13 protein-coding genes, 1 rRNA gene, 1 pseudogene and 1 riboswitch are annotated in these 15,261 nt (G+C 72.3%); of the genes and pseudogenes, 12 read left to right on the top strand and 3 right to left on the bottom strand.

Going from position 1 to position 15,261, the window contains the following annotated elements:
- The 12 genes from rrf to ABT014_RS29800 form a co-directional block, all read left to right on the top strand.
- Nucleotides 1-76: ribosomal RNA gene (gene rrf / locus ABT014_RS29745) — 5S ribosomal RNA — on the top strand; the annotation flags it as partial.
- A gap of 97 nt (nucleotides 77-173) precedes the next feature.
- Complete coding sequence (clsA, locus tag ABT014_RS29750) at nucleotides 174-782, top strand: cardiolipin synthase ClsA (protein ID WP_350642327.1); 609 nt, start codon at nucleotides 174-176, stop codon at nucleotides 780-782.
- A 138-nt stretch (nucleotides 783-920) separates the two neighbouring features.
- On the top strand, nucleotides 921-3,416 hold the full coding sequence (locus ABT014_RS29755; protein WP_350642328.1) for a sugar phosphate nucleotidyltransferase: 2,496 nt from the start codon (nucleotides 921-923) through the stop codon (nucleotides 3,414-3,416).
- 140 nt (nucleotides 3,417-3,556) lie between these two features.
- On the top strand, nucleotides 3,557-4,633 hold the full coding sequence (locus ABT014_RS29760; protein ID WP_350642329.1) for a DUF881 domain-containing protein: 1,077 nt from the start codon (nucleotides 3,557-3,559) through the stop codon (nucleotides 4,631-4,633).
- A complete protein-coding gene (locus ABT014_RS29765; RefSeq protein WP_033825430.1) occupies nucleotides 4,630-4,962 on the top strand; it encodes a small basic family protein in 333 nt (110 codons plus the stop codon). The genes ABT014_RS29760 and ABT014_RS29765 overlap by 4 nt, the downstream gene beginning before the upstream one ends.
- An 11-nt stretch (nucleotides 4,963-4,973) precedes the next feature.
- Nucleotides 4,974-5,987 carry a DUF881 domain-containing protein gene (locus ABT014_RS29770; protein ID WP_350642330.1) on the top strand — a complete coding sequence of 338 codons (1,014 nt, stop codon included), beginning with the start codon at nucleotides 4,974-4,976 and terminating at the stop codon, nucleotides 5,985-5,987.
- 181 nt (nucleotides 5,988-6,168) lie between these two features.
- Entirely contained in the window at nucleotides 6,169-7,065 is an 897-nt protein-coding gene (locus ABT014_RS29775; protein WP_350642331.1) for a double zinc ribbon and FHA domain-containing protein, read from the top strand.
- A 62-nt stretch (nucleotides 7,066-7,127) separates the two neighbouring features.
- The gene (ftsR, locus tag ABT014_RS29780) at nucleotides 7,128-7,871 is read left to right on the top strand and encodes a transcriptional regulator FtsR (RefSeq protein ID WP_350642384.1); all 744 of its coding nucleotides are present in this window, start codon (nucleotides 7,128-7,130) and stop codon (nucleotides 7,869-7,871) included.
- Nucleotides 7,872-7,977: 106 nt separating this feature from the next.
- Entirely contained in the window at nucleotides 7,978-8,448 is a 471-nt protein-coding gene (locus tag ABT014_RS29785; protein ID WP_033825432.1) for a bifunctional nuclease family protein, read from the top strand.
- A gap of 254 nt (nucleotides 8,449-8,702) precedes the next feature.
- A complete protein-coding gene (locus ABT014_RS29790) occupies nucleotides 8,703-9,392 on the top strand; it encodes a MerR family transcriptional regulator (protein WP_350642332.1) in 690 nt (229 codons plus the stop codon).
- A gap of 94 nt (nucleotides 9,393-9,486) precedes the next feature.
- The gene (locus ABT014_RS29795; RefSeq protein WP_350642333.1) at nucleotides 9,487-10,185 is read left to right on the top strand and encodes a SanA/YdcF family protein; all 699 of its coding nucleotides are present in this window, start codon (nucleotides 9,487-9,489) and stop codon (nucleotides 10,183-10,185) included.
- A gap of 82 nt (nucleotides 10,186-10,267) precedes the next feature.
- Nucleotides 10,268-11,686, top strand: coding sequence for a DNA polymerase IV (locus ABT014_RS29800; protein ID WP_350642334.1), 1,419 nt, complete (start codon nucleotides 10,268-10,270; stop codon nucleotides 11,684-11,686).
- A 159-nt stretch (nucleotides 11,687-11,845) separates the two neighbouring features.
- On the opposite strand, the gene ABT014_RS29805 is transcribed toward ABT014_RS29800, so the two are convergent.
- The 3 genes and pseudogenes from ABT014_RS29805 to ABT014_RS29815 form a co-directional block, all read right to left on the bottom strand.
- Nucleotides 11,846-13,324 (bottom strand): MFS transporter, encoded by a 1,479-nt coding sequence (locus ABT014_RS29805; protein WP_350642335.1) that lies wholly within the window; start codon nucleotides 13,322-13,324, stop codon nucleotides 11,846-11,848.
- A 200-nt stretch (nucleotides 13,325-13,524) separates the two neighbouring features.
- Complete coding sequence (locus ABT014_RS29810) at nucleotides 13,525-14,349, bottom strand: YsnF/AvaK domain-containing protein (RefSeq protein WP_350642385.1); 825 nt, start codon at nucleotides 14,347-14,349, stop codon at nucleotides 13,525-13,527.
- A 66-nt stretch (nucleotides 14,350-14,415) separates the two neighbouring features.
- A pseudogene (locus ABT014_RS29815) lies at nucleotides 14,416-14,742 on the bottom strand (PRC-barrel domain-containing protein); the annotation flags it as partial.
- A gap of 200 nt (nucleotides 14,743-14,942) precedes the next feature.
- A riboswitch (glycine riboswitch) is annotated at nucleotides 14,943-15,048 on the top strand.
- The last annotated feature ends 213 nt before the right edge of the window (nucleotides 15,049-15,261 follow it).

Below are 15,261 nucleotides of genomic sequence, written 5' to 3' on the forward strand. Positions count from 1 at the left end.
GAACCCGGAAGCTAAGCCTCATAGCGCCGATGGTACTGCAGGGGGGACCCTGTGGGAGAGTAGGACGCCGCCGAACAATCTTTCAGAGAAGCCCCCCACCCGCCAGGGTGGGGGGCTTTCTTGTTGTATGGTCAATGCCGCACAAGTAGTCGTGAGCACCAGGAGGCCCCCCGGTGGAGGTCCAGGAGACGCAGGTCCAGACGGACCGCATCCTCACCATTCCCAACCTGCTCAGCATGGGCCGGCTGGTGGGAGTCCCGGTCTTCCTGTGGCTGATCCTCTGGCCGGTGTTCGGCGGTCCGAACAACGACGGCTGGGCGATCGCGCTGCTCATGGCGAGCGGGGTGAGCGACTACCTGGACGGGAAGCTGGCCCGTCGCTGGGGCCAGATCAGCCGGCTGGGGCAGATCCTCGACCCGGCCGCGGACCGGCTGTACGTGCTGTCCACGCTGATCGGGCTGACCTGGCGGGAGATCCTGCCCTGGTGGGTGACCGCGCTCCTGCTGGCGCGCGAGGTGTTCATCGGATCCCTGCTGCCGATCCTCTCCCGGCACGGGTACGGACCGCTGCAGGTGAGCTTCCTCGGCAAGGCGGCCACCTTCAACCTGATGTACGCCTTCCCGCTGCTGCTGCTCGGCGCCGGCTCGAGCTGGATCTCCACGGCGGCCGAGGTGGTCAGCTGGGCCTTCATCTGGTGGGGCACCGTGCTGTACTGGTGGGCGGGCATTCTCTACGCGGTGCAGGCCCGGCAGATCGTGAAGGCGGCGCGGGCGGCGGCCTGAGCGGGGCCCGGACGGGGGCGGCCGAGAGGTTTCACACGGTCGCCTCGGTGCGTCGGACGGTTTGATCCGGGTAGACAAGCTCTTGAACGGTTTGATGGATCCACAGGGTTCACCACCGAGAAGGAGGACGCACCCGCAATGAAAGCCGTTGTGATGGCAGGCGGAGAGGGCACCCGCCTCCGCCCGATGACTTCGAGCATGCCGAAGCCGCTGCTCCCGGTCGCCAATCGACCGATCATGGAGCACGTTCTACGGTTGCTCAGGAAGCACGGCCTCTCGGACACCGTCGTCACCGTCCAGTTCCTGGCCTCCCTGGTCAAGAACTACTTCGGTGACGGCGAAGACCTGGGTATGCACCTCACCTATGCCAACGAGGAAACCCCGCTCGGCACGGCGGGAAGCGTCAAGAACGCGGAGGACGCGCTCAAGGACGACTCCTTCCTGGTGATCTCAGGGGATGCGCTCACCGATTTTGATCTTTCCGAGTTGATCGCCTTTCACCGTGAGAAGGGCGCGATCGTCACCGTATGCCTGACGCGCGTGCCCAACCCCTTGGAATTCGGTATCACGATCACTGACGACGAGGGCCGGGTCGAGCGCTTCCTGGAGAAGCCGACCTGGGGCCAGGTGTTCTCGGACACCGTGAACACCGGTATCTATGTGATGGAGCCAGAGGTCTTCGACTACGTCGCGGCCGGCGAGTCGGTGGACTGGTCGAGCGACGTCTTCCCCCAGCTGCTCAAGGAGGGCAAGCCGGTCTTCGGTTATGTCGCCGAGGGCTACTGGGAGGACGTGGGCACCCACGAGAGCTATGTGAAGGCCCAGGCGGACGTGCTGGAGGGCAAGGTCCAGGTCGAGCTGGACGGCTTCGAGATCTCCCCCGGGGTGTGGATCGCCGAGGGCGCCGAGGTCGACCCGGAGGCCGTGCTCCGCGGCCCCCTCTACATCGGTGACTACGCCAAGGTGGAGGCCGGCGTCGAGCTGCGCGAGCACACGGTGCTCGGCAGCAACGTGGTCGTCAAGCGCGGTGCGTTCCTGCACAAGGCGGTGGTCCACGACAACGTCTACATCGGCCCGCAGTCCAACCTGCGCGGCTGTGTGGTCGGCAAGAACACCGATGTGATGCGGGCCGCGCGGATCGACGACGGGGCGGTGATCGGTGACGAGTGCCTGATCGGCGAAGAGTCGAACATCGCCGCCAACATCCGGGTCTACCCGTTCAAGACCATCGAGGCCGGCGCCTTCGTCAACACCTCGGTGATCTGGGAGTCGCGCGGCCAGGAGCACCTGTTCGGGGTGCGCGGCGTGTCCGGCGTGCTCAATGTCGAGATCACCCCGGAGCTGGCGGTCCGGCTGGCCGGGGCGTACGCGACCACGCTGAAGAAGGGTGCGACCGTCACCATCGCGCGTGACCACTCGCGTGGTGCGCGAGCGCTCAAGCGGGCGATGATCTCGGCCCTGCAGACCAGCGCCATCGACGTCCGCGACCTGGAGAACGTGCCGATGCCGGTGGCCCGGCAGCACACGGCGCGGGGCAGTGCGGGCGGCGTGTTCCTGCGGACCACCCCCGGCGTGGCGGACTCGCTGGACATCCTGTTCTTCGACGAGCGGGGCGCCGACCTGTCGCAGGCGGGGCAGCGCAAGCTCGACCGGGTGTACTCCCGGCAGGAGTTCCGGCGCGCGTTCCCCGGTGAGATCGGCGACCTGCTGCACCCGGCCAGCGTCTTCGACTCGTACGCCAGCAACCTGCTGCGGGCGGTCGACACCACCGGGGTCCGGGAGGCCGGGCTCAAGGTCGTGGTGGACGCGGCGCACGGCAGTGCCGGTCTGGTGCTGCCGAGCATCCTCGGCCGGCTCGGGGTCGAGGCCCTGACGGTGGCCGGCGGCCTCGACGAGTCCAGGCCCACCGAGGACCCCGAGGAGCGGCGGGCCGGGCTGGCCCGGCTGGGTGAGCTGGTGGCGTCCTCGCGGGCGGCCTTCGGCGTGCGCTTCGACCCGGTCGGCGAGCGGGTCTCCTTCGTGGACGAGCTCGGTCGGGTCATCGACGACGACCGGGCGCTGCTGGTCCTGCTGGACCTGGTGGCCGCGGAGCGGCGCAGTGGCCAGGTGGCCCTGCCGGTGACCACGACCCGGATCGCCGAGCAGGTCGCGGCGTACCACGGGACGCAGGTGATCTGGACCTCCACGTCGCCGGACGACCTGGCCAAGGCTGCCGCCGCCGAGGGCACGGTGTTCGGCGGTGACGGCCGCGGCGGGTTCGTGGTGCCGGAGTTCAGCGGGGTGCTGGACGGCGCCGCGGCCTTCGTCCGGCTGGTCGGCCTGGTGGCACGGACCCAGCTCACGCTGAGCCAGATCGACGCCCGGATCCCGCAGGCGCACATCCAGCGCCGGGACGTCGCGACGCCGTGGGCCGCCAAGGGCATGGTCATGCGCTCGGTGGTCGAGGCAGCCGGCAGCCGGCGGCTGGACACCACGGACGGCGTCCGGGTGGTCGAGCCGGACGGCCGCTGGACGCTGGTCCTGCCGGACCCGGCCGAGGCCGTGACCCACCTGTGGGCCGAGGGCCCCGACGACCAGGCCGCCCAGCAGCTGCTGGACGAGTGGGGTGCGGTGGTGGACTCCGCCGGGCGGTAGCGCCCGGCGGGCGGCGGGGTGGGACGGTCACCGTCCCACCCCGCCGTGCTGTCCGCATTGTCACGATCCGACCAGCAATGCGAGTCCGGTCCACGGGGGCAGGTCGTAGGCCGGGTGGGGGACATGGGACGATGTCCCGCATGCCAGCAACGCCGACGCCGAGTGACCGGGACGGACGCTTCGCGCGCCCGGACGCCTCGATGTCCCTGCTGACCACCGTGATGGACCACAGCCTGGACGACGGCTACGCCGAGGCGGCCCGGGCCCGGGGGATGGAGGGGCGCAGCCGCCTGCCCTCCTCGCTGCGCGGCCGGCTGACCCTGGCGCTGGGCCTGGCCCTCGCGGCGACCGTGGTCACGGTGGGCGCGGTCACCTCGCACGAGGCCGAGCCGACGCTCGCCAAGGAGCGGGACGCGCTGGTGCACCGGATCAAGGACGCGACCGGTTCGGCGGACCGGCTCCAGCGCCAGGTGGGGGACCTGCGGGACAAGGTCGCCACCACCCAGCAGGACGCCCTGCGGGCCGGTGGCGACGGCGGGGCGGCCGCGCTGGCGGCCGGGACGGGGGCGGGGGAGGTCCGCGGCCCGGGGGTGAAGCTGGTGATCGAGGACGCCGGCACCACCGGGAGCGGCGGCAACATCAGCAACCCGCGCGAGGCCGAGAGCTTCCGCAACTCGGGCCGGCTCAAGGACCACGACCTCCAGCTGGTGGTGAACGGTCTGTGGCTGAGCGGCGCGGAGGCGGTCTCGGTCAACGGGCAGCGGCTCACCGCCCTGTCCGCGATCAGGGCGGCGGGTGACGCGATCCTGGTCGACAACCGGCCGCTGGTGCCGCCGTACACCGTGCTGGCGGTCGGGGACGGCAAGCGGCTGGCGCAGTCCTTCCAGGACGGCGAGGCCGGGCGCTACCTGCGGATCATCCAGGACAGCTACGGGATCAAGTCGAGCCTGTCGGTGCAGAAGGAGCTCGAGCTGCCCGCGGCGGCGGGCATCACGCTGCGGTTCGCCCGGCCCGACACGCCCGAGACCGCCTCGCCGTCCGCGTCCGCCTCCCCGTCGGCCCCGGCCTCGCCGTCGCCCTCCGCCTCCCCGAGCCCGCCCCCGGCATCGGCCTCGCACTCCCCGTCGGCGGCGCGGTCGACCCGCGCCGCCAAGCCGTCCGGTTCCAAGAGCGCCACCGCATCGTCCACCGCAGGGACAGGAGTTCCAACACCGTGATTGCCGTACTGGGTCTCGTGATCGGCGTGGTCGTCGGCCTGTTCGTCCAGCCCGAGGTCCCCGACGCCGTGGTGCCCTACCTGCCGATCGCGGTGGTGGCGGCGCTCGACGCCGTGTTCGGCGGCGTGCGCGCGATGCTGGACGGGATCTTCAACGACAAGGTGTTCGTGGTCTCCTTCCTCTCGAACGTGGTGGTCGCGGCGCTGATCGTCTTCCTGGGCGACCAGCTCGGGGTCGGATCGCAGCTGTCCACCGGCGTGGTGGTGGTGCTCGGGATCCGGATCTTCTCCAACGCGGCGGCCATCCGCCGGCACGTGTTCAGGGCGTAGGGAGCGCAGGCGTGGACAACGACGACGACAAGCGCGACCTGCGGCAGCCCGAACCGCCGGACCGGCCCGAGGAGCGCGACCGGCCCGAGGAGCGGGCGGCCGACCTGGCGCAGCCCGTCCCGGAGCCGGCGGCCGGGCCGACCGCCGCCGAGAGCGGCCCGGAACCCGACCCCGATCCGGAACCGGCGCCCGCGTCCGTACCGGTGCCCGCACCCAAGGCCGCGGCCGTCGCGGAGCCCGCCGAGCGGGCGGCCGAGGAGCCGGCCGGGCCGGAGCAGCCGGAGGACGGGTCCCAGGAGCCGGTTGACGGCCGGCGCCGGCTGCGGGCCGCGATGTGGCCGCTGCGGATCTCCCGTGGCCAGCTGGTGGTGGCGGTGCTGCTGTTCTCGCTCGGGCTGGCGCTGGCGATCCAGGTCCGCTCGACCAACGACCACGACCAGCTGCGCGGCGCCCGGCAGGAGGATCTGGTCCGGATCCTCGACGAACTGGACAGCCGCCAGCAGCGTCTCCAGCAGGAGAAGACGCAGCTGGAGCAGTCGATGGCCCAGTTGGAGAACAGCTCCAACCAGGCCAAGGAGGCGCAGGAGCAGACCCGGAAGAAGAGCGCCGAGCTCGGTGTTCTGGCGGGTACGGTTCCGGCGACCGGGCCGGGGATCGTCCTGACCATCGATGATCCCCAAGGGCAGGTGAAGGCGGATATGCTGCTGGACACCCTGCAGGAACTCCGAGCGGCGGGGGCGGAGGCGATTCAGATCAACGATGTTCGAGTGGTGGCGGGTACCTACTTCACCGACGCGTCGTCCGGTGGCGTGCAGATCGACGGCAAGGACGTCGCGCAGCCGTTCCGGTTCACCGTGGTCGGCAACCCGCAGGACCTGACCCCTGCCCTGAACATCCCGGGTGGGGTGGTGCGGACGCTGGAGAACCACCAGGCGCGCGCGACCATCACCCAGCAGCAGAAGGTCGTCGTCGACGCGCTGGCGGCTCCCAAGCAGCTGCAGTACGGCAAGCCGGCGGCGAAGTGACGGAGCGGAATCCGGACGCGCCGTCAACTCCCGTCAGGACCCGGTGGCGGACGACCGTGGACGGTCGGTCACACTGGGACACAACACCTGCTCGGCACCAGCCCGACCCCGGGCGTACCGCGTGCCCGAGCCTCTCACCCTGCCCCGCGGGCGGGTCTGTCACACACAAGGGGATTCGCCCGTGAGTTTCTTCGCAAAGCTCTTCGGCCGCAGCAACCGTCGCGACGTGGCCGTCGAGGCGCCCACGGCGCGGCACCGCCGCGACGAGGAATCCGGCGTGCCGGGCATGAGGCCCGCGCCGGACGCGGACCAGTACGCCCAGCAGCAGCGTCCGCTGTACCGCGACGACAACGCGACCCAGGGCGCCGGCATCCCCACCGAAGGCTTCGGCGCGTCGTACGGCGCGTCGGTTGATTCCTCGGGCGCGCCGCGCATAGGTTTCCCGACAGGACCCTCAACCTCTGGTGGAGGGTTTGCCCCGGACCCCTACGCCGGGCACGTCCAGCCGGGTGTGCCGCGCCAGGAGGCTGTGAACATGGCCGGCTCCACCCCGTGTCCCCGTTGCGGCAACCAGAACCCGGTCACGGCCCGGTTCTGCTCCAACTGCGGCACGCCGCTGCGGGCCGGGGTGCACCAGGAGGGGGCGGCCGAGACCACCTCGACCATCACCATCTCCGGCCTGGAGTCCTACGACCCCAACGCGACCGGCACCGGCGCCACCCCGGCGCTGTCGCCCGAGGTGCTGGCCGCCATCGACGCGCTGCCGCCGGGCTCCGCGCTGCTGATCGTCCAGCGCGGCCCGAACTCGGGCAGCCGCTTCCTGCTGGACTCGGACGTCACCGAGGCCGGCCGTCACCCGCAGGGCGACATCTTCCTGGACGACGTGACGGTCTCGCGCCGGCACGTGGAGTTCCGCCGCCGCCAGGACGGTGGCTTCACGGTGGCCGACGTGGGCAGCCTGAACGGCACCTACGTCAACCGCGAGCGGATCGACGAGGTCGCGCTGAACAACGGCGACGAGGTCCAGATCGGCAAGTACCGGCTGGTGTTCTTCGCCAGCCACTACCGGGGGTACTGACCACGACATCGGCTGGAGCCCGAGTGACCGCTAACACTCCCACCTTCCTCGGGTCCTCGCCCGTGCCCGCCTCGCGGCGCGCGGGCGAGGCACGGCGGCGGGGCGACGAACTGCTGAGCATCGGCGCCGTGCTGGCCTTCCTCCGGGACGACTTCCCCGAGGTCACCATCTCCAAGATCCGCTTCCTGGAGGCGGAGGGGCTGGTGGAGCCGCAGCGGACCCCCTCGGGCTACCGGAAGTTCAGCCCGGCCGACGTCGAGCGGCTGGCGTACGTGCTGCGCATGCAGCGCGACCACTACCTGCCGCTGCGGGTGATCCGCGAGCACCTGGACGCGATCGAACGGGGTGAGCAGCCACCCGCGCTGCCCGCCCCCGAGCACCGGCCGGGGCCGATGGACGAGGCCGACCGCGAGCTGCTCGCGGCCGGTTCCCCGTCGCCCGGGGTCCGGCTCGGCCGGGCCGAGCTGCTGGCCGCCGCCGAGGCGGGCGAGGGCGAGCTGGCCGAGTGGGAGGCGTACGGGCTGGTGTCGGCGGGCCCGGACGGCGGTTTCGACGGCGACACGCTGCAGATCGCCCGGCTGGTGGCGGAGCTGGGCCGGTACGGGCTGCAGCCGCGGCACCTGCGCGCCGTGAAGGCGGCCGCCGACCGCGAGGTGGCCCTGGTCGACCAGGTGGTCGCCCCGCTGCGGCGGCACCGCAACCCGCAGACCCGGGCCCACGCCGAGGCCACCGCGCGCGAGCTGGCGACCCTCTCGGTGCGGCTGCACGCGGCGATGGTGCAGGCCGGACTGCGTCCGAAACCGTAGGGTCACGGGCCGCGGCGGGCGGTGATCGGCCGGGTGGCGGCCGGAATCGGGTGGGCCGGACCGGCTGCGCTTTCATATCGGCCGTGTGGGCCATAGGGTTGCCAGTGTGAATGAGCTCGACGTCGTGGGTGTCCGGGTGGAGATGCCGTCCAACCAGCCGATCGTGCTGCTGCGGGAGGTCGGGGGCGATCGGTATCTGCCGATCTGGATCGGTCCGGGCGAGGCGACCGCGATCGCCTTCGCCCAGCAGGGCATGACGCCGGTGCGGCCGCTGACGCACGACCTGTTCAAGGACGTGCTGGACGCGCTGGGCCACCAGCTCACCGAAGTGCGGATCAACGACCTCCGCGAGGGCGTCTTCTACGCCGAACTGGTCTTCGCCGGCGGGGTGGAGGTGAGCGCCCGGCCGTCCGACGCGATAGCGCTGGCGCTGCGCACCGGTACGCCGATCTACGGGAGCGAGGAGGTGCTGGCGGAGGCCGGCATCTCGATCCCGGACGAGCAGGAGGACGAGGTCGAGAAGTTCCGCGAGTTCCTGGACCAGGTCTCGCCGGAGGACTTCGGCGGTCAGCAGTAGTCCCGCGGCCCGGCCCGATAGTTGACGGGTTCTTTATCCCCGGTCGGTGGCGTCCGCAAGTCGCGATGGGCGAAGTGTCTCCATCTTCCCGCTCCTGGGCCGGTCAAAACCACTCGGTGGAGTGACATTGGCGGTGAGCCCCGGCGTGGCGATCGTTGACGCGTCACTGGCGACTGCTTACCGTCAGGGATGGCTCCGCTTGGTTGGGCCACCCGGGGCCCTCGGGCCCGCAGCAGCAGTGGACGGAGGTTGGCATGAGCGGCACCGGCGATGACCTGGCTGCCGGGGGCCTGTGCGCCGTGCACCTCCCGCGCAGCGGTCGCAGTCTGCTCGCGCCCCCGTGGGGTGCCGAGGCGGCGGTCGAGACCCTGGAGCCGGAGCTGCCCAGGGTCGGGCGGTTCCCGGCCGTGCAGGCCGGCCAGCCCGCGATCGAGCGGCTCGCGCCGACCTCCGCGTTGCTCGGCTACCGCGGCCCGACGGCGTGCGCGGCCGCCGGGATCACCTACCGGCAGCTGGACTACTGGGCGCGGACGGGGCTGCTGGAGCCGAGCGTGCGTTCCGCGTACCCGGCCGGTGCCCAGCGGCTGTACAGCTTCCGCGACATCCTGATGCTCAAGATCGTCAAGCGCTTGCTGGACGCCGGGGTGTCCTTGCAGAACATCCGGGTCGCGGTGAACCACCTGCGGTCCGCCGAGCCGGCCGACTTCGCCGGGCTGACGCTGATGTGCGACGGCGCCACGGTCTACGAGTGCACCTCCCCGCAGCAGGTGGTCGACCTGCTCGGCGGGGGGCAGGGCATGTTCGGCATCGCGGTCGGCGCGGTCGGCCGCGAGCTGGAGGCCACGCTCGGCCGGCTGCACGGGGAGCGCACCGACACCGGCGAGACCATGGTCGGCCACGACCCGGCCGACGAGCTGGCGCAGCGGCGCAACCGCGCGGGCTGACCCGCCGCCGAAGGACCGGGGCCCGGACGGGGAACCGTCCGGGCCCCGCGCTGCGTGGGGGCGAGTGGGTCGATCAAGGTCAGGGGGAGTGGCGATGGCACGCCGGACACGTCGGGGGCGCCGGATTCCGGGGCTGGGCAGCCGGCGCGGGCAGCGCCGCTGGTACCAGGCGGTGGTCCTGCTGACCTGCCTCGGGCTGGCCCCGAGCGGTTGGCTCTGGCTGGACGAGAGCGACCGGGTCGGCACGGTGGCGAGCGCGCCCGCCGCGCCGGTCGCCGTGGTCTTCGGCGCGGGCCTGTTCGACGGCGAGCCCTCGCCCTACCTGGCGCACCGGCTGGACGCGGCGCTGGCGCTCTATCAGCAGCACAAGGTGCAGGCGATCCTGGTGACCGGCGACAACAGCAGCGCCGGCTACGACGAGCCGGACGCGATGCGGCACTACCTGATCCAGCGCGGGGTGCCGGAGGTCCGGGTGGTGGGCGACTACGCGGGTTTCGACACCTGGGACTCCTGCGCGCGGGCCCGTCAGGTCTTCGGGGTCGACCGGGCGGTGCTGATCAGTCAGTCCTTCCACGTCCGCCGGGCCCTGGCGCTGTGCGAGGCGGCGGGGATCGACTCGTACGCCGTCGGGGTCGACGAGCCGCAGGACGTGACCTGGTACTACGGGGGGCTGCGGGAGATCCCGGGCGCGGGGAAGGCGCTGCTGAACGCCTGGTGGCGGCCCGACCCGCAGTTCCTCGGGCCGCACGAGGCCGGGGTCGGCCGGGCGCTGGCCGACGCGGCCGCGCACTGAGCGCGGGCACCGGACGCGCCCGGGCGCGGGGGCGGCCCCGCCGTTCGATCGGAATGTCAGAGCCCTGCGGGATGATCGGGTCGTGCGTACGGTGCCGAGCATCATCCATCTCGACATGGACGCCTTCTTCGCCGCGGTGGAGCAGGCGGCCAAGCCGAGCCTGCGCGGCAAGGCCGTGGTGGTGGGCGGGCTGGGCGGCCGGGGGGTGGTGTCCACCGCCTCGTACGAGGCGCGGAAGTTCGGCGTGCACTCGGCGATGCCGATGGCCCAGGCCCGCCGGCTCTGTCCGAACGCGGCGTTCCTGACCGGCCGGTTCGAGGCCTACCGGTGGGCCAGCGAGATCGTGATGGGCCTGCTGCGGGAGCGCTCGCCGCTGGTGGAGCCGCTCAGCCTGGACGAGGCCTTCGTGGACCTGGAGGCGGGGCCGTACGGGCCCGCGCTGGCGCAGGCCGGGCCGGTGGAGGGCGCGCGGCTGGTGCTGGCGCTGGCGGAGGACCTGCGGGCCGACATCCTGGAGCGGACCGGTCTGACCGCCTCGGTGGGGGCGGCCGGGTCCAAGCTGATGGCCAAGATCGCCTCCGAGCGGGCCAAGCCGGACGGCCTGGTGCTGGTGGAGATCGGGTCGGAGCAGGCGGTGCTCAGCCCGATGCCGGTGCGGGCGCTGCCCGGGATCGGGCCGGCGACCGAGCAGGCGCTGCGGCGGGTGGGGCTGACCACGGTGGCCGACCTGGCGGCCGCGGGGCAGGAGGAGCTGGTGCAGCTGCTCGGGCGGGCGCACGGCGCGGGGGTCCACCAGATGGCGATAGGCGTCGACGAGCGGGCGGTGGTGCCGGACCGGGACGCCAAGTCCGTCTCGGTCGAGGACACCTTCGAGGTCGACCTGGCCGACCGGGACCGGATCATGCACGAGATCGACGTGCTGGCGGCCCGCTGCGTGCGCCGGCTGCGGGCGGCGGGGCGCTCGGGCCGCACGGTGGTGCTCAAGGTCCGGCGCTTCGACTTCTCCACGCTGACCAGGTCGGAGACGCTGCGCGGACCGACCGACGACGAGGAGGTGATCGCCTCCACGGCCCGCCGGCTGGCCCTGCAGGTGGACACCACCGGCGGGGTGCGGCTGCTCGGGGTCGGCGTCTCGCAGCTGGCGGACTACACCCAGGAGGACCTCTTCGCGCAGGCCGTCCGGGAGGCCGCGGCGCACGAGGCGCACGAGGCGGCCGAGGCGGCGCAGGAGTCGGAGGGCTCGGCGGTGCCGCAGGAGGGGGAGCCCGCCCCGGAGCGGCCCACGCCGGCGTTCGAACCGGAGCAGGAGCCGGCGCCGCGGCGCTGGTGGCCGGGGCAGGACGTGACGCACGAGGAGTACGGGCCGGGCTGGGTGCAGGGCAGCGGGGTCGGGCGGGTGACGGTCCGCTTCGAGACGCCGGACAGCCCGCCGGGCCGGGTCCGCACCTTCGCGATCGAGGATCCGCTGTTGCAAGCCTCGGGCGCGCTGCCGCTGCGGTGACGGCTGCGGGTACGACGACGGCGGGTACGACAACGGCCCCGCACCCGTCCCAGGTGCGGAGCCGTCTGCCGGGCCGGGCCCGGGTGGTCGCGATGCCCTCGTCGACCCCCGTGCCCGATCTCCTCGCGTCCCGTCCCGGCCGCGAGGAAGGACGCCTCGTCAGGCGTCGGTCTTGGCCAGCTCGGGGCTGGTGGCGGCCGCCTCGACGGGCGTGGTGGCCGACTTGACGGTGCGGATCGCGAACGGCACGACGGCGGCGACCAGGCAGACCACGGCTGCCGTCCAGAAGGCGTGCTTGTAGGCGTCCAGGGTGGGCAGCAGCACCGGGATCGGCAGGCCCTTGATGGTGTCGCCGGTCAGGATGGCGCCCATCACGGCGGTGCCGACGGCGCCACCGACGGTGCGCAGCACCGCGTTCATGCCGTTGGCGATGCCGCTCTGCTCGACCGGGACGGCGCCGTTGATGTACGCCGGCATGGCCGCGTAGGCGAGGCCGACACCGAGGCCGAAGACGGCGGAGGCGGTGTAGATGTCGCCCTCGGCGCTGTGCCGCAGGGCCAGGTAGGCCATCGAGACCGCGCCGAGCACGCCACCGAGGACCAGCGGCAGCCGCGGGCCGCGGCGGGCGATCAGCAGCGCGCCGACCGGGGCGGCGACCATCGAGCCGACCGCGGAGGGGAGCAGCATGACGCCGGCGTGCAGCACGGTGGCGGTGAAGCCGTAGTGGGTGAGCTTCTCCGGGGTCTGGGCGAAGTTGCTGATGACCAGGAAGGAGCCGTACATCCCGAAGCCGATCAGCAGGCCGGAGATGTTGGTGAAGGCGACGGCCGGGCGGGACATCATCTTCATGTCGACCAGCGGGTGGCTGACCTTGGTCTCGATGATGATCCAGACCAGCGCGACCACGGCGGCGACGGCGAACAGGCCGAGGGTCTTGTTGGAGGTCCAGCCCCAGTTGTTGCCCTGGCTGACGGCGACCAGCAGCGCGGACAGCCAGCCGGCGAGGGTGAGTGCGCCCAGCGGGTCGGCGCCGCCCTCCTTGTCGGTCACCGGGTCCTTGGGCACCCGCAGGGCGACCAGGGCGACCGCGATCAGGCCGAAGATCAGGCCCATCCAGAAGATGGACTTGTAGCTCCAGTGCTCCAGCAGCAGGCCGGTGGCGACCAGGCCGAGGCCGCTGCCGACGCCCATCGAGGCGCTGATCATCGCGACGCCGCCGGTGACCTTCTCCCGGGGGAGTTCGTCGCGGACGATGCTGATGGCCAGCGGCAGCACGCCACCGCCGGCGCCCTGCAGGACGCGGGCGACGACCAGCCAGGTGAAGGAGTGGGTGCCGACCGCGAGGGCGGAGCCGGCCACCAGGCCGGCCAGCGAGACCAGCAGCATCGGCTTGCGGCCGCGCAGGTCGCCGAACCGGCCGAGCAGCGGGGTGAGGACGGCGGCCGAGAGCAGGTTGGCCGTCATCAGCCAGGTGATGTTCGAGCCGGAGACGTTCAGTTCCTTGGCCAGCGAGGGCAGGATCGGGACGACTGCGGTCTGCACCACGCTGAACGCCAGCATGGCCAGCACGAGGGCGGGGAGCACCCGGGCACTGGTCGGCTTGTCGGCCGTGATGGCGGGCTGTGATGCCTCACTCACGGTTCTTCCTCCGGTTCTGGCTTCCCGAAGCGCGCTGCTTCAGGCACGAGATAGTGAATCGAATGAAGTAACCATGCCGCTGAATAGTTCAGTGTGTCAAATATCGAGTGGTGAAGCTTCGGTAAAGCCGAAGTCCCGCCCCCGGCGGACGCGGGGACGGGACTTCGAACGGCCTGCGACGAGCGGACGGTGACGGTGGCTCAGGACGGCCGCAGCGGCTCGGGGCGGTGGGCGTCCGGCATCGAACCGGAGGCCGGCGCCGACCGCTGGGCCTGGCCGGTCGGCGGGGTGTCCGCGGCGGCCGGGGCGGTGCTGTCGTGGATCTCCACCTGCTCGCGGCGCAGCTCCTCGCGGACCACGGCCTCCTCGGTGTAGCGCTCCACCACCAGGCGCACCCGCTCGATCGGCGCCAGGTACTTGCGCACCACCGGACGCTCCTCCCGCAGGGTGACCTCCTCGACGCCCTCGGCGATCTCCTGCTCGGTCAGCGCGGCCCGCTCTGCATCGGTGACCGGCACCCGCTCCACCCGGACCCGCTCGCGGACCACCGGGACCTTGCGCTCCACCGGCTCGCTGGTCACGTACTTGCGCAGCCGCGCGGTGCCCAGGACGTGCCACTCGGTGGTGATGTCGAGGCGCTCCTCCCGGCAGGTGACCTCCACCGGGTCGCCCGGCGAGCTAGGCGCCGCGGTGGTCGGGCGCTCCTGCTCGGGCCGGCCCTGCTCGGGCCGCAGCTGCTCCGGCCGCTTCTGCTCGGGCTGCTTCTCCTCGGGCATCCGGGTGTCGGGCGCGGACCTCGGCGGCGCCGTGTGCAGTGCCGTGGCCATCGGGCTGCCGTGCACCGTGGGCGCCTCGGCCGGCGCCGACATCGGTACGGCCATCGGCACGGCGGTCGGCGGGCCCGAGCCGAAGGAGGGCGGGGCGCTCAGGTTCGAGGATGCCGAGGACGTCGAGGACGTCGAGGACGTCGAGGACTCCGGCGGGGCCATCGTGGCCGGACCGGAGGAGACCTTGCCGAAGTCCATGTCCTTGCTGCGGTCGCCCGCCGCCACCGTGGCCGCCGCGGCGGCCGAACCGTTGGAGGCGGAGACCGGCTGGGTCGGACCGCCGGCGTCCAGCCCGTAGTAGCGGTAGAGCTGGAGCTCCTGCGCGGGCGAGAGGTGCTGGCCCACCCCGAAGTCCGGGGACTCCTTGATCAGTGACTTGTCGTAGGGCACCCGGAGCTCGTCGCCGGCGAACTCGCTGGTGGTCAGGGGGACGAAGGCGTCCCGGCCGAAGATCCCGGTCCGCACCGCGGCCCACTCCGGCTCGCCGGTGGCGTCGTCGAGGTACACCTCGTCCACCGTGCCGATCTTGTCACCGTTCCGGTCGACCGCCTTGTGTCCGATCAGGTCGCGCGGATCGATATCGGTCTGCACGCTGTCCTCCGTCCAACTGCTCCTGCGAATGGCCGTCAAGGGGGCGGTCGAAGGAGCTGGCCGTCCGCCACTTCACACGAAAAGCCATCAATCGGACGTGGGCGACCCGGGCGCCGCCGTCCGGGGCACGGCGGCGCCCGGCCCGTCCGACCTGGCCCGTGATCCGCGGGAACCGCGCTGGTACCCTGGGCGGCGACCGCCGAGCCCGCTCGGGAGAGTCCCTGAGCCCGCCGAAGCCGGGCGTCAGGGCGCCGAAGGAGCAACTCCTCCCCGGAATCTCTCAGGCACCCGTACCGTGTGGGACAGGTCACTCTGGAAAGCAGGGCAGGATCGCCGGCGCGGGAGCCGGCGGCACCACCCTCACCGACGGTGCAAGCCGGCGGGCGGCCCCCGGGCCTCCCGTGCGGGCGAAGCTCTCAGGTCCCGATGACAGAGGGGGAGGCCTGTCGGGTTCGTGCGCTCATGGCCGCCGCTGCTGCGCAGCGGCGAACGCCGGTCGGCGTCCGCACCCCAGCCGGT

Source organism: Kitasatospora sp. NPDC094015, from assembly GCF_040304075.1.
Classification (GTDB): Bacteria; Actinomycetota; Actinomycetes; order Streptomycetales; family Streptomycetaceae; genus Kitasatospora.

Bases quoted from the DNA above. Each gene is read 5' to 3' on its own strand.
- ABT014_RS29795 (WP_350642333.1), top strand. From the start codon at position 9,487: ATGGCACGCCGGACACGTCGGGGGCGCCGGATTCCGGGGCTGGGCAGC.
- ABT014_RS29790 (WP_350642332.1), top strand. From the start codon at position 8,703: ATGAGCGGCACCGGCGATGACCTGGCTGCCGGGGGCCTGTGCGCCGTG.
- ABT014_RS29760 (WP_350642329.1), top strand. From the start codon at position 3,557: ATGCCAGCAACGCCGACGCCGAGTGACCGGGACGGACGCTTCGCGCGC.
- ABT014_RS29810 (WP_350642385.1), bottom strand. From the start codon at position 14,349: ATGGACTTCGGCAAGGTCTCCTCCGGTCCGGCCACGATGGCCCCGCCG.
- ABT014_RS29755 (WP_350642328.1), top strand. From the start codon at position 921: ATGAAAGCCGTTGTGATGGCAGGCGGAGAGGGCACCCGCCTCCGCCCG.